General features: G+C 42.7%; 6 protein-coding genes. 1 reads left to right on the top strand and 5 read right to left on the bottom strand.

Features of this window, described 5'->3' with window-relative positions:
* Window positions 1–5 precede the first annotated feature (5 nt).
* Complete coding sequence (locus WDA22_00170) at window positions 6–2,921, bottom strand: protein kinase (GenBank protein ID MFA5831864.1); 2,916 nt, start codon at window positions 2,919–2,921, stop codon at window positions 6–8.
* A 600-nt stretch (window positions 2,922–3,521) separates the two neighbouring features.
* Between WDA22_00170 and WDA22_00175 the strand changes: the two genes are divergently transcribed.
* Window positions 3,522–4,400 carry a hypothetical protein gene (locus WDA22_00175; GenBank protein ID MFA5831865.1) on the top strand — a complete coding sequence of 293 codons (879 nt, stop codon included), beginning with the start codon at window positions 3,522–3,524 and terminating at the stop codon, window positions 4,398–4,400.
* A 620-nt stretch (window positions 4,401–5,020) separates the two neighbouring features.
* Here WDA22_00175 and WDA22_00180 read toward each other — a convergent pair.
* From WDA22_00180 to WDA22_00195, 4 genes are all read right to left on the bottom strand, one after another.
* A complete protein-coding gene (locus WDA22_00180) occupies window positions 5,021–7,546 on the bottom strand; it encodes a T9SS type A sorting domain-containing protein (GenBank protein ID MFA5831866.1) in 2,526 nt (841 codons plus the stop codon).
* 25 nt (window positions 7,547–7,571) lie between these two features.
* A complete protein-coding gene (locus WDA22_00185) occupies window positions 7,572–9,170 on the bottom strand; it encodes a T9SS type A sorting domain-containing protein (GenBank protein MFA5831867.1) in 1,599 nt (532 codons plus the stop codon).
* Window positions 9,171–9,508: 338 nt separating this feature from the next.
* On the bottom strand, window positions 9,509–13,036 hold the full coding sequence (locus tag WDA22_00190; GenBank protein MFA5831868.1) for an ATP-binding protein: 3,528 nt from the start codon (window positions 13,034–13,036) through the stop codon (window positions 9,509–9,511).
* Window positions 13,037–13,217: 181 nt separating this feature from the next.
* Entirely contained in the window at window positions 13,218–16,208 is a 2,991-nt protein-coding gene (locus WDA22_00195; protein MFA5831869.1) for an SBBP repeat-containing protein, read from the bottom strand.
* Between the last annotated feature and the right edge of the window lie 38 nt (window positions 16,209–16,246).

The raw sequence follows: 16,246 nt of genomic DNA on the forward strand, positions 1-16,246 counted from the left end.
TCTTTTTATTGAAGGACTGTTTTTACCGAGCCAAGATACGTGTCTAACCAATTCAGCGTTTCTCTTATTTGATCCTCACGTGGAACGACGTGATCGCTATTCGCAAGATAATGCTTCTTGTTTGCATTGGGTGTTCCGAGAATGTCGAAGAACGGTTGCTGACATTCTTCCACCGGATAAATACAATCATAGCGACCATTCAGCATGAGAACGGGAGTTTTTACTTTTGGAGCAAAATTAGGATAGAATATTTCCGGATATTCTGCCGTTTTGAGCGTCTGTCCGAAACCACTCCCCATAAATACCGCCGCTTTAATTCGAGGATCAAGAGCAAGAATGATATATCCGATGTTACCACCAAGACTGATTCCATTATAACCGATCTTTTCTCTATCAAAATCAGAACGAGTCATTATGTAATCAATAGCTCTCATCGCATCTTTGCACATCATTATTGTGCGGTCACGCTCGCGCGATCGAGTATCGGTTCCGAACGGACCACGTTCATACGTTCCTTTGTAGATAGGATAGACAACTGCACGGCCGCTTTGGATGATGAAATTAATCATCGACAATTGGAGCAATCGTGAATCACGGACATCGAACGCAGCACTACCCGGGAAATAAAGAACCGGCTGTATCGGCTTTACCGCTGTTCGCGGTATGAAAATGTCCATCGGCAGCCGTTCGTTACTATAGGCGGCATCGACAACAATGCGTTCTTTAATCCATTCCTCGGATGTGTTGTCTCTCGATTCAACGACAGAATGAAGATCGCTCTGATCGTAGGAATACATTCGTTTGATGTAATTGTACGTTTCTTCTGAGCAAGGTTTTATCGAACGGCAATTGAGTATGTTGCGCTGTTTGACAAACTTCCATGCACGACCTGTGTCGGGAAGATTTTCTGTACTTTGTATGCAACGAAAACCATTCGTCGCAGAACGATCGAACGGTGAGAGTCCAGACCATTTGTACAACGTATACGGTTCATCTTTCCACGATCCTCCAATAATACATCTGCCGCCTTCCATTTCATTCCAACACCATTCCCGAACATTTCCTGCCATATCATATGTGCCGAACGGCCCGATACCCTGATAGGTACCTACCGAAGCAGGATCTTTTCCATTCAGGTTACTTGTGTTAATAATGAACGAACCTTGCTCAAATCCTGCTACCTTGGTCCAATGATAGATTGTGGGGAGTTTTTTCTTCGCAAACGCGGCATAAGCCGCCGCTTCATACCAGCTGATTCCGCCGACAGGGAATAGATCATTACCAAATGCGTACGTACCATTGTACCATGTTGAAGGGCCCGGTCGTCCTGAACGATCGACGAACTTTTGCATTGCTTGTTTCCAGGGGATAATCTTTTTATTATTTTGGAAAGGAATTTTCCAAAATTCTTCCTTCTCATAACCTCCGGCATCAACAAATTGTTTAAATTCCAAATTCGTCACTTCGTAACGGTCGATATAGTATTCATCCAGAGAAACTTCCGGCAAATTCATATAGAGAAGAACCGGATCAATAGTGCCGGCAGGGATCTTTACCATTCGGCACTTCTCGGATTGTTCTTTCTCAAGGGAGAAAGAGGCAATCGTTGGCTTTGGCCATCGTGATTCTCTTGACACAGAGAAACTAACCTCCAATGGAGCGTAATCTTTTTTTACCATTCTCAGCCTTCCAAATCCTGCCGGGAAACGTACACTGTCTAACGGCGTTCTGCCAATTGATTCCCACACAGTATCATCATTGGAGTAATTCCGCAGCTGCACTTCAGCACCTTCCGGATTTGTCGTCAGGATGACAAATCCAGAAATTTCTTTCAGTGCCTGTTGAAATTTTTGATTATCCGCGATCAGCTTCTCGACTGTACGTGTGAGCCGAAAGGCGGGAAGGAACTTCTCTTCGCGAGCAAGTTTTACGATCTCAGGAAGGATATCGGTTTCCGCCCATCGGACCTGTGAATTGCGATGAACCGACCGGATACCAAACAGTGCACCAATGGTGAACACACATACGACTGCGACAATGATTTTCTCACTTTTTGTAAGAAATTGTACATTGGAGAAAAGAGTAAAAATTTTTTGATTGAATGATTTATGCTTTTGAATATCCTTAAGCAGTAAAAGAAAATCTTCCGCTGAAGAAATACGATCAACCGGATTTTTTTGCAGTGCTTTTTGAATAATGCGTTCGATTGATATCGGTATTTCACGATGGAGTGATCGGGGAGGTGATTGTCTTATATTCGTAATTGCGTAGATCAATCCCTGTTCAACATCTGCTTGAAACGGACGTTGACCCGTGAGCATTTCATACAATAGTACACCGACGGACCAAATATCACTCCGGCGATCGACGATTCCCCCAACTGCCTGTTCCGGTGACATGTACGCCACCGTGCCGGGCGTACTTCCAATCATAGTAATTGTTGAGACATTCTGTGCTTTTGCCAATCCGAAATCAAGAATTTTTACAATCCCATCGGGTGTTACCATGATATTAGCCGGTTTTATATCGCGGTGGATAATTTCACGCTTGTGGGCAGCGTCAATCCCTTCAACAACTTGCGTTATAAGATTGAGTGCTCTATTGATCTGCAAAGGACCATGCTCCAGTATCTGCTTGAGGGTTTCACCTTGATAATAATCCATCACAATGTATAATTGACCATCTTCTTGTTCTGACACTTCATGGATTGTACAAATATTGCGGTGTTGGAGGGAAGAGACAGTTTGTGCTTCGCGAAAGAAGCGTTTGCGTGCATCAGGATCGCGGGTGAATTCTGATGGAAGAAATTTCAATGCAACGATACGTTTGAGTTTGGTATCTTCGGCTTTATAGACAACACCCATTCCGCCGCCGCCGATATGGTCGAGTATTCTATAGTGTGCTATTATTTTACCGATCATTAAGTTTGTCATTTTTAAGGAGTTATCTTCAAGCGTTCAGCGGTAAAAAATATGGAATGCCAGGTGTTTCTGCGAAATAATTAGAAGTGGTCTCAAAAATACCTAATGATTGTCATTTCGAGATGCGACGCATCGAGAAATCTCGATTTTGTCTTCAATTATAAAAACGAGATTCCTCACTTCGTTCGGAATGACAATGAAATTCATTTTGAGACCACTTCTACAGAAATGTCATAAAAGATAATTCGGTCTTAAAAGTATATGAGGTTACGATCCGGCTGAGCCGGTAGATGGAAGGAGGGAAGATATGTGTTGGGAATCTCATCTAAGATCCCGGAATCCAATTCGCGGCAAGAACCGACGAATACGATGTTCGCATAGAAAACGTACTTGAAAACAATTACAATGTCAAATTTTATATTGTTCCGGTAATAACCGGCGCTTCCTGCAGCAGATAGTAACAACCTACTTCACCCTTATGGGGTTTTGAAATTCTGTACGAGCACAATTATTATTGTTTTGAATCATGCTGTTGTGTGCGTTGATTATGAATACCTTTGAACGATTCATTGGTGTGAAAATAAATGATTATATTTGTTAATGAACGCAACCCGCTCTGCAATGTATTTATCGTTATTATGGTGTTTCGTTTCGCTGTTGACATTATCGCAAAACAGAGATACATCCTTACAGATACACAGTCATCACACGGTCACTATGGGTTATTTTAACGACGATTTTCTTGTTGAAAACGAGATAAACGATTTTGTCGGTAACAAATTGTTTCCAGCACTCGACGATCATGTCACCACAGGTTTTTATCTTCTCACATCATTTTCATTGAACGATGTCCATTATTTTGCGGACGCTTCATTTTCCATTTTAACCGATCGCCAACGGCAATTCAGAACGGATATTATCATTCTGCGGTCCGGAATCGAAGGAACGTCGTCATCATTTCGGTACCGATTAGGAGCTGGTTTTGCGCTCAACGGAATGTATGGGGGAAGCACTATTCAAAATGGTTACCATACACTGTTCAAGTATAAACAACTCGATCTGAATTATCTGAGTGAAGAAACGATGGGATTTCACATTGTATTATTTTCCCAAACGATTCTCTTCAAGCACAACACATTTGTTATTTCACCATTTGCATCTGCAGAGATATATTCAGATGCGGCACCTAGTTCACTTCGCGCGGGCGTGATTAATTCAGCGGAGTTCCTTAGTGTGCAATGGGAATTTCTTTTAAAGCACACGTATCGTTTTTCATACCACAGTCGAATGAACAATATTTTCAGCACAACGTTGACAACAGGCATATCGGGATCAATTCCACTCTCCGGAACATTTCGTCTTGGATTGTGGATGACGCAAAACCAATTTATCAATACCGGCGAATTTCATTTTGGACTCGATATTCACTGGAGTGTTGATGAAACGTCAAAACATTCGTATTTATCCCAATCTTTTTAAATAGATGGTGGTCGTATTGCATTGTGCGAAGTGAATATTTCTCCCTGTAATGCTAACTAACTATTGACAGAATAGACCCCATTTTGCTCGTCGAACCCTCCATCATAATTCCACAAACGCGATACAAGCGATCGACATTGTTTGCCGTACTACTTCAAGAATAATATTCTCTTCGTCTGTGTAAAACTTTGTTGTGAGCATATCGAAGGATTATGTGCCACAATTGTCATGATATCTATTCGGTTTGTAAAACCATTTGCCTGACCTCCTTCTGCTGAACCATGACTAAGCATGGAGAGCAAACCACTTTGCTTCTTTCTATCCGTAGTTTGTTCTCCGTTCTTGTGGGTCGGATCGGCCTGTCCATCATATTGTTTGGCGGGCGTTCCACTCCACTTCCCTCCATCTGACGATTGTGATTCGTTTATGTAGGACGGATTGGCAATCCGTCCTACATTTTATTTTAATACCATCATTTTCTTCACATCAACAAATAGATCCGCCTGTATTTTATAAAAATATATGCCCGATGAAACTCCATTAGCATTCCACTCTACTTCTTTCCATCCCGCAGATTGTTCTTCGTTTTTGTAGGACGGATCGGCGATCCGTCCTACAGATTATTTTACCATCATCATTTTTTTCGTTTCAACAAAACTCCCTACTGACAATTTGTAAAAATAAAACCCCGACGACACGCTGCTTGCGTTCCACTGCACTTCCTTCCATCCCGCAGATTGTTCTTCGTTCACAAGTGTGGCAATTTCTCTGCCGAGGATATCGTAAATGGCCAATTTTACGTGTGCAGAGGAGGGGAGAGCATAACGAATTGTTGTTGAAGGATTGAAGGGGTTGGGGTAGTTCTGTTCAAGTGAAAATTTCAAAGGAATGGTTTCGTTCCAAGCAACACTAGTGGGATTATCTACGGTGATTAAAATAGTGTCCCGCCAATATTCAATGGATGAAGCTGAAAAAGAGAGCGCAAACGGAACTTTTCGTTTTCCGGTTCCAAATGAAGAGAAGGTAATTCCTACGGTACTACTGAGTCGCTCTTGTCCGGCAATAAAATCGCCGATCAACATCAAATTCCCGAAAGTAATATTAGCAGATGTATCAAGCGAACGTATTTTTCCTGTTACTGCAAAAGCTGGAGACACTTTTCCGTTATTCCGGATCTTAAATCGAAAATCCATAGTCTTCCCCCATTGAGGAACAACTGACGATGTGTCTCCAAAGCACACAATCGGACCTGCCGTCGTGAAGAACTTTAATGCGGGAAGTTGACGCATCGATCCAAGCGTTTGGTCTGTAACTGATTCATTCAGGGTATAAAATTCTTCAGCAAAAGGAGTGTGGAGATGTGCGCCCCAAACACTGTCACCCGGCAAACCATCACCATGGAGTCCATCATTCTTCATCAATGCGCTGTCTAATACAATTCCACCGGAATTTGTGATAGTCACCTGTGCGGACAATGCATGATTGGCAGGATTATTTAAAATACCTGTCACTATCAGTGAGTCAATGCCGGGGCGAACGTACGGATTCATAACGGTGAAGTCATGAATGTATGAGAGACTCTTCATCCATTCCTGCGCGCGTATGAGCACAGGATCTTTTCCTTTTGCCACATCGTCCGGATTGAACCAGACTGGCTCGTCGATCGGAAATACACTTCTATTCAGATAGACGCCCGGCTCAGATGTGTGAAACATATCGCCGAATGAATAGTTCATGAACCAATTCGGGAAGCCGGTAAGTGTAGTATTATCTCCCAAGCTGGATATTGGAGGCTTTCCAAAAAAGCGCACCATTGGATGATACCGTAGCCGTTGAGCAGTAATATCTCCCATGCTTATGCAGGTGGGACCCAACAGAACGGCAATCGGTCTATCATATAGTGATCCCGGTGTACCTGGGATCAAGTACGTTTTGCTGTTTCCAACAGCTGCAAGATTAAAGTTAGCTGGTCCGATACGATACGCATCCTCAATTGTCGTGATGCGTTGGCTGAACATCATTGCAAAGGCATGATCGAACAGCGCCCACCCGCCCGTGTTCCACCGCATATCTATGACAAGACCTTCTGTATTCCATAATGCATTAATTGCTTGATAGAATGATTGGTCCGCCTGAACTGTCGGCCATTCGGTGGCGAGTTGAATGTACCCAATATTTGTGCCGGGTAGTTTTCCGTAGGATACTTGTTGGCCTAAGGGATATCCTTTGGAATCTAGGGTATATTTTACGAAAGGTATGCCTGGTATTGGTAATTGCTCGTACCCCCACATTGGTTCCGCTGAAAGAGCAAGCAAAGGAGTGACAGAGAGGTGTAATGTATCTTTTGTAGAGTATTTCAAAACATCAATGGTGTCAAACAGATGCCAGTTGTTTCCGACGTTTCGCATGAGCTTATGAGTTTCTGAAGATAATGTACCTGATCCCCAACTATGAAATGGGATCTCTGCATTCAGCAGCTCATAAACAAGTTGTTTCCACGGTTTATTCTCGTATCCCAAAATAATATCACCGGGCAAAAGACCTAAAGGGTGGTTTGCGACTGTGTACAAAACAAGAGCCGTACTGTCCGGAAGCGACGTAAGGACTGCTCCGAAATGTTCTGCTGAAGCCCATGCCATAATAATGAGAACTGGAACACCAGGTGCTAAAGGGGTAAATGTGACGGTAGTATCATCAGCACCCGTGTGTCCATCACGGAGACTAAATGCAAACCTGCTCATGATTGCTGAAAACCTTCCACGGCTTGTCGTTGAATCAATCTTGGAACGAAAATGCACTCTCAGAGAATCCCAGTTAAGTCCGAGTGAAAGAAAGCCGTCAAACTTGTTATTGAGAATTGTTGCATAGCTGTCAAAGATCTGCAGCTTTTGCGCCAATGGAAGACCCGGTCCCCATGTAGAGTCGATAATTTTTTGCCAATCAGCTTTTTGCTTGTAGAATGAACGTGTAGAAGCGAATGATTTTTCTGAAAGCCCTTGAGGATGCGTCAAAGGACGTATCACGACAGGCAGCTGCTGAGGCCGATCTTTTTCAGTATTGCTATTCACTACAAATTGTGAAAATATGTTTGTGACACCGGAAAAGAGTGTGAGTGTCACTACGAGAAAACGTTTTATTCTGTTCATCCAAGCCTCTTCTTTCTTGAATAATTTATTTTACCAGCATCATTTTTTTCATTTCAATAAAATTCCCCGCATGTAGTTTGTAAAAATAAAATCCTGAACTAAACGCCGACCCGTTCCATTCTACTTCCTTCCATCCCGCCGATTGTTCTTCGTTTACGAGTGTTGTAATTTCTCTTCCGAGTAGATCGTAGATAGCAAGTTTTACATTTGCAGAATTTGGAAGAGCGTACCGAATTGTTGTTGATGGATTGAAAGGGTTGGGGAAATTTTGTTCAAGACCAAATGAAGTAGGAATTCTTTCCGAAAGTTCTTCTACATCAGTGGAAAAGTCGCTTTCCACCGCACCAATATCCGGTTTCGTTCCGGCTGCTCTTGGACGCGGAGTATTAAAGTAATCGAACAATGGTGCGTTTAATAATGACCCTCCAACTGAATCGGACGAAATGCCTGCACCAATACACGGACTAGAGTTGGAAAGATGATACAGTGAATCGTTTGCAACAAAGAGAGGATCGGAGTTGAAGTTTCCCGTGCCTGCATATCCTCCACGAATACAATTATAGTGTGCATTGAATGTCGCTCCGGTATTAATTTCAACAAGAGAATTCGGATTCCAGATAATGTTGTTCAGGAATCTTGAGTTTAACGCGCCAAAATCTATCCTCAGATTAAGTGACGAGAGACCCGTATTGTTTGTGATTGTGTTGTTAATAAAATTATAATCTCCGCTGATAACTAAGATTGCACTTCCATTGTTATTAGCACTATTACCGCTGATGATGTTGTTCTTTATTACCACATAGGGGACGGAGGAGGAATAAGTATACAATAACATTCCGCCTCCATTGTTGCTGGCTTGGTTGCCCTGTATACGGTTATTTGACATTTCAATATTTGTGCTGCCGTGTCCTGGTGTGCCGGAAATACCCACACCTCCTCCATTGCCGCGATAGACTCCCGATACGGTATTATTCATAACCAGATTATTGTTAAATCTTCCATTGTTGGCGAGCGCAGCACCTGCTGCTTCTGCTCCATTGGTCGCTGTTGCAGAAGAGGAGGCGGCATTGTTCACGATAATGTTATTCTCGACAATCCAATACGAAATTTCATAGGTACCACCGGGATAGATATTAATTCCGGCACCATAGACATCCTTAATGCCAGTGATTGTGTTCTTAGAGATGATGTTGTTCTTGATCGTTGCTCCGCCCCCTTCAATGTTAATTCCTCCACCAAAGCGAAATGCTCCATTCAGGACACTAGTTCCTGTTCCTCCAGTAATTGTAAATCCACAGACTACCATGGTAGTATCAGTTGCTCCATTTATAATCACAACAGATGCCGAATCAATATTGCTCGGTGCGCTTCCGTCAATGATCGTCTTTGAGATGTGTGAAGTATCTTTATCTTGATAGAATAAACTGGCAAGCGTTATTTTTTTTGTAATAAGAAGATTCTCTTTATATGTCCCTTCCGATACCAACACTGTATCGCCATTTACTGCTCCATTAATCGCAAGTTGAATCTTAGCAAAATCCTGCGGCACTCTGCGAGTGGTTGCTGCAGATTCAGAGATAAAGAGAAAGAACGCCAAGAAAAATACCGTACCCATTGCGTGCATAGTGCCTCCAATAATTTGTGGTCAACAGAAAGGATAAACCTCGTTGAAATTAAAGAATGTGCATACAGAAGTGTTAGCTCCAATGTCGCAAACTATACCATTGATGGCGCATTTTTCAACGTTAAAGAGCTATACAAATAAAGACAAAAAAGTATTGTTTAAGGGAATTGAAAAGCCCAAATCAAACAAAGGAAAGTCACCTTGAGCGAATGCAACAAGCCGAAGGGTGTACGAACGTAATGAATTGAAGATTATCCCTTATCTGCTTTTGACTCGTTGTAGGAAAAACTATTAAATTCGTTCAGGATGAATAATGAACGAATTCAAAAATAGTATTTCTACGGGTGTCGTATTTCGTTGGGGAGAAGGCCAAACTGTTCTTGAAAACATTTGGCAAAATAGGAGTGATTTGTAAATCCGACGGAATCTGCAATTACTGCAACATTGCCGGCATTCTTTTCGAGAAGTTCCTTTGCCCGCTGCAGACGGATGTATCGGATGAAATCGCTTGGACCAAGATTCGTGATTGCTTTAAGCTTTCGATGAAGTTGTGACCTGCTCATGAATATCTCACGAGCAAATCTCTCCACTCCAAATTCCGGTTCCGTGATATGTGCGGTAATAATTGCGAGTACCTTGTTTAAAAACAGATCATCAAGTGATGCAACGGATATTTCACCTGGTTTTAAGGGAACAGTTCTGCCAAATGTTTCTCTCAGTTTTTTCCTGTTCTCCAAAAGATTTCGTACGCGCGTGAGCAATTCTTGTGCATCAAACGGCTTTACCAGATAATCATCAGCACCGATATTGAGACCTTTGATCTTATCCTCTTTTTCTGCTAATGCTGTAAGAAGAATAACCGGAATATGGCTTGTACGTTCATCCTGTTTCAATTCCTTGCAAAGCTCCCGTCCATCCTTCTTCGGCATCATCACATCGGTGATGACGAGATCGGGGATCTGGAATTTTGTTTTGCTGAGTGCATCCTCACCGTCTTCAGCTTCGAGAATGGTGTAATGATTTTCCAGTTGTGTGCGGATGAACGTACGGGCATCCTCATTATCTTCGGCGATCAATATCACGGGTAGCTCTTCGGCATCAACGGGTGATTCTTCAGTATCAATGAATGATGAAACAGGTGGAGGTTCTTGTGGTATTGAAATATTTCTAAGTTCTGATGAAAATTCTGAATCGGTATATCCTGACAAGGGAATGCGCACCGTCACGGTAGTCCCTTCACCTAATTTACTTTCAATTTGCATCGATCCATGATGGATTTCAGCAAGTTCTTTTGAAAGGGAAAGGCCGATTCCAGTTCCTTCTGTTTTGTGGGTTGCATCTGCGCGATAAAAGCGTTCAAAAACATGCGATAAATGTTCCGGTGCGATGCCTGAACCGTTGTCCTTCACAGAAAAAACAACATCTGGATCTTCCTTCCACACCTGAACTTCAATAGTCCCGTCCAGTGGAGTGAATTTAATGGCGTTAGAGAGACAGTTCTGCAATATGTGTTCAATCTTCTCAGCATCAATGAACACTGTCATGTTTTCTTGCGAGGGTATGAATCTTATTTCAATCTGTTTCTTTGCTGCCGGACTTGAAAAGTATCCTGTGCATCGACGAAGAAGAGAAACAACATCTTCCTGCGCAACGCGAAGTTTGATCGTACCCGATTCCATCCGCGAATATTGCAATAACAATTCAATAAGCCGCAGTAATCGATCGGCATTGCGTTGTATGATACCGAGCTGCACATGAATCTCTTTGTCCATTTTTTTGGTTTGCAAATAGTCAATCGGACCTAAGATAAGCGACAGCGGTGTACGGAGTTCGTGTGAGACATTGGCAAGAAAACGGGATTTCATTGCATTCAATTCGGTCTGTTTCTCGGTCTGTATATGTTCAGCCAGTAACTTTTGTTCGAGCATAACACGTTGAAGCCGGATTCGAAATAAACCAAATGTTATTCCTATTATACCAAATGTGTATAAAGCGAACGCCCACCATCGTTGATACCAATACGGCAGGACGGTGATATCGAAGGAAAACCTATTCGTGTGTCCTAAAATATGCTCTTCATCCTGAGGCTGAATTACCAATCGGTACGTCCCTGGCCGAAGGTCGGAGTAGTAATGATATATCGATCCCCAACGTCTATAGAGGATTGTAACTTGGGGATCAGATCCTTCGAGCCAAAAGTATATGCTGAGACCGGTTATTGAATCTCTCGACTTGCCGACTATTTCAACTTGAAGAAGATTCTTGCCAGGGTTGAGTGTGAATGAATGATTTGCTGATGACTCATCATACATTGAACGTATTGAATCGTTCACAATAACAGTTGTGGACATTCGGCCGGCTTGAAGTATCTCCTGACTAGTAGAACTATGCTCAGTGGGGGAGATCTGTTGTATGATAATCGTCAGTTTAACAAAAGCATCGGAAGCCCCTTTTCGCAATTGTAGCAACTCCTCAGAAGCCGGACTGACTTCAAAGTGAGATTCTACAGCACCAATATCAGGTGCGTTGCCTGCGGGAACAGCATGCAGAGCACCGGTTTGATCTCTCTGTGGAAACGGAAAAAGTTTATCAGAAAGACGAAGAGAATTGACTCCCGTTCCAATACATGGACTCTTTGGAGAAAGACGGAAGAGTGAATCATTCGGAAGGAATTCAGGATTGCGGTCGATATTGTTCCATCCCGGCAATCCTCCCTCAATCAGATTGGTAATCGATTGAACATTTCCCCATAACGATACTTGATCGATGCTATTGTTCCACAAGATATTGTTCACAAGAGTAACTTGGGAGCCGGAGGTGATATTGATTCCTCCTCCGCTGGACATCGCTTTATTTCTGACAATGGTATTGTTGATGAAGACCGCGTATGATTCCTCTCCGACATTAACCGCCCCACCAACCTCGAATGCTTCATTCCTCGTCATGATATTGTTCGAAACGATTGTTCTTCCATGCCGTGCAGTTCTTGTTCCAATAAGCAGGGCTCCCCCTATACCGGCAACATTGCGTGAAAAATAATTCCCCTCCACTATGACATCGTACTTAGCACTTGTTTCAGAAAATATTCCTCCGCCCCAACCGCGGTTTTGAGATTTTACCTGATTGCCGATAATAACGTTATTTCGAATACTCCCCGGTTGAGCGATATCGATTCCACCAGCCGCAGCCCAGTTTCCTGAGGAGATGTTTCCAATTATCGAATTGTTGTCGATGATGATATAGGGAGGAACATTTTTTCCGCCGGAAGAGTCACGGGCTTCGATGCCGGCTCCAGCGGAGAGATTATTCTTGAGTTTAACAATACTCGACTGATTGGGGAGTGGAATACCTACATTGAAATTTGTGTGAATCATACTTGTGGACAAAGTGTTTTTCGTAATGATGTTGTGTGCGATCCGCATACCGGCGTTTTCGATATACACACCGCCGCCAAGAATCTCCTCTCTTTTTAGTGAATCATTGTAAATGTATGTTCCTGTTCCGCCGCAAATAGTGAATCCAATAAGTGTGCATGTTGTATCTGTTTTTCCCATGATGGTGACGACACTTGCCTTCAGAATATTACGAGGTTTGCTTCCATCAATAATTGTACTAGAAATGTGCGATGTATCATTGTACAAAATGAAATGACTGGCCACTGTGATATTTTTGCTGATGCGGATGTTTTCATAGTATCGACCATCATTGACTAAAACAGTATCCCCAATCGCTGAAGCGTTGATTGCGGATTGAATTGTCCGAAATTGTTGAGGAACACGAAGTTGGGAAGGAACAATAATGGAAGGAAGTGTTACCAGCGACAAGAATATTACGAATGCCACCAGATGATGTTCTGTTCGATTCATTCAAAATCCCCGAATGACAGCATCATAGCCGAAAGAACATACATATTTGATCTGTTGGATTCAACAATATAAAAAAGAACCAAATGATTTTATTCTTGCAGGCCGATTGTTCTTTGTTCTGCATGTGCAACCTTGCGAAGGTTGTTTTCATTTTTATTGAAACCTTCGCAAGGTTTGAAAACTATTTAACGACCAGCATCTTCTTTACCTCGACATAATTACCCGCTTGTATCTTGTAAAAATAAATTCCGCTCGAAACCTTGCTCGCGTTCCATCGCACTTCCTTCCATCCCGCAGATTGTTCTTCGTTCACCAGCGTCGCCACTTCGCGTCCTAACACATCGTAAATCTCCAGCGTCACCTTACTGTTGACTGGTAACTGATAACTGATTACCGTGCTCGGGTTAAACGGATTAGGGTAGTTTTGTTGAAGTGTGAATTTCGATGGAATTACAGACGAAACAATTTTCACCGATGTTGGTGTTTGAGTATATTTGAGAATTGAATAGAAGTTTTGGTAATTCCAATCGTCGCTATATGTTTTGGTACCGGCGATATAGATATTGCCAATAGCATCCACTTGAATTCCAACGGGTGTATTTCTTATCCTATCAAAGTACGTTGTTGTCCATTCCTCGTTGCCAGCATTATTATATTTTATTGTCGTGCAGTCGCCTCCGTTGATCCTGCCATACAAGCCTCTAGCAATGTCAGTTTCACCTGTAACGTACACATTCCCATGAACATCAACCGTAATGGATTTTGCAGCAGCGTCTAAGTGTTCCTCGGGCCGATTATATCTTCGCACCCAGACGGTATCACCATTCGGATTATATTTAATCGTGGCGTAGTCAGAATAGTAAGGTTCAGATCCATCACTTTCACCCGTAACATACACATTGCCGCTGTTGTCTATGGCAAGAGACGATGGTGAATCATAATTATCTCCGGTTCCATTATATCGCCTCACCCAAAGAGAATCTCCATTGGAGTTGTACTTGATCGTGGCGTAATCATAATTTGGCCATATTCCGCTCGCTCCCGTGACGTACACATTTTCGTTAGCGTCAACAAGAAGGGTGGTCATCCAGTCAGCGCTATTCCCGGGCCCATCGTACCGTCTCACCCAAACGGTATCTCCGTTTTCATTATACTTGATCGTAATGTAATCATAGTACCCGCCCGTTTCGCTGCAATTACCTGCAACATACACATTTCCTCTACCATCAATAGCGAGAGATTTTGCTTCAATCCCGGGGTATCGACGAATCCAGAACGTATCACCAATTGAATTGTATTTAATCGTGGCATTATCTCCGCTGCTTGAACCCGTTACATACACATACCCGTTACCATCAATGGCTAATGAAATTGCATTGTCAATACCGTTGTCCGGTCCATTATATCGCCTTACCCATACTGTGTCTCCATTTGCATTGTATTTGATGGTCACGAAATCAGCATATGAACCCGAACCGGTACTCATTCCCGTGACATATACATTTCCACTTCCATCAACGGCAATGGATGTTGCATCATCAGTACTATCCACCGGTCCGTTATATCGTTTTGCCCATTGTATTTCACCATTCTTGTTATATTTGACAGTCGCATAATCGGAAGTTCCAGATGCGTTGTAGCTCGAACCCGTGACATACACGTTCCCAACTTCGTCTACAGCAAGGGAAGATGCCCTGTCAGAACTTAGTCCGGGTCCATAAAACAAATTTTGCCAAATTGATGCACCTTTTGTGTTGTATTTGATTGTTGTAAACTGAGATGTGGAATAAATATAACCGGTAACAAATACGTTCCCGTCTCCGTCAACGGCATGCGATGTTAAACTTCCTTTGCTGTGCTGTACCCAAGTCTTAACGCCGGCAGAATCGTATTGGATAATAGTGTACTCATCGTCGTTTGACGCGCTCAAACTGGAACCAGTGACGCACACATTCCCGTTTCCATCAACAGAGAGCGAGGGGGCTCTAGTGAAAGAACTATTCGGCCAATAATATTGGTACCGTCTCATCCACAATGTATCACCATTCGGGTCATATTTAATCGTTGTGAATTCACCCATGGCATAGTTTATTGCTCTAATACCCGTTACATACACATTCCTCTTTCCATCAACAGTGAGTGAAGATGGTTCATCGTTACTATTTCCGGGTCCATTATATCGTCTTGCCCAGATCGTATCTCCATTGGTGTTGTATTTGATAGTAACGTAGTCAACAGATAATCCTGAACAATAGCTTTCCGCGGTTGCATATACATTTCCACTATCATCAAAGGCAAGTGAAGCGGGTAGATCAAAAGAATTTCCTGGTGTGTTGGAACTTCGTGTCCAAACAGTTTCACCGTTCGCGTTGTATTTGATCAAGATAAAATTATATACACCTGATAAATAACTTGTCCCTCCTACAAGCACATTCCCGCTTCCGTCAACAGCAATTAAATATGCACTGTCATCAGAATTTCCCGGCCCTTCATACCTGCGGACCCAGACAGTGTCGCCATTTGTATTATATTTGATCGTGGCGTAATCACCATTGATTTTCCCGCTGACATATACATTCCCGCTTTCGTCTCCTGTTATAAAAGCGGCACCGTCATCATAATTTCCCAGTCCACCATATCTTCGTACCCATGCAATCTCTCCATTTGCATTATATTTGATCGTTGCGTAATCATTTGATAGACCTTCACTCGTTCCAGTAACGTACACATCGCCGGCTTTGTCCACAACAAGTGAAGCAGCATAGTCTGAACTGTTTTCCGATCCATTGTAATGCCGTACCCAGAGTTCTTTCCCCGATGAATCAAACTTGATCGTACAATAATCAAATCCGTTCAGGCCGTTTTCGCACGTACCAATGACATAGGTATTGCCAAAACCGTCAACCGCAATGCCAGCCGTACTTTGACTTGCGGGAAGCAAACCGGAACCATAATACCTCACCCAGGCGGTATCAACACCGGTAAAGGTTTTGGAAATAGACCTTTGATATCGTGGTGAAAGATTATGAGATTGTTCCAACAGCTTTTTGTGTACGTGCGAACGCATGAAATCATTATTTGGCCGTAGCACATTCTTGTTCGATACATCTTGGCCAAAAAGAAACTGAGAAACAAAAACCGTGACTGTGATACATTGCAACAGGAGTCTCATACAATCTCCAAAATGTTTATTATGTGAATCCTGATACG

It is taken from the genome of Bacteroidota bacterium (assembly GCA_041658205.1).
Taxonomy (GTDB): domain Bacteria; phylum Bacteroidota; class Ignavibacteria; order UBA10030; family UBA8401; genus UBA8401.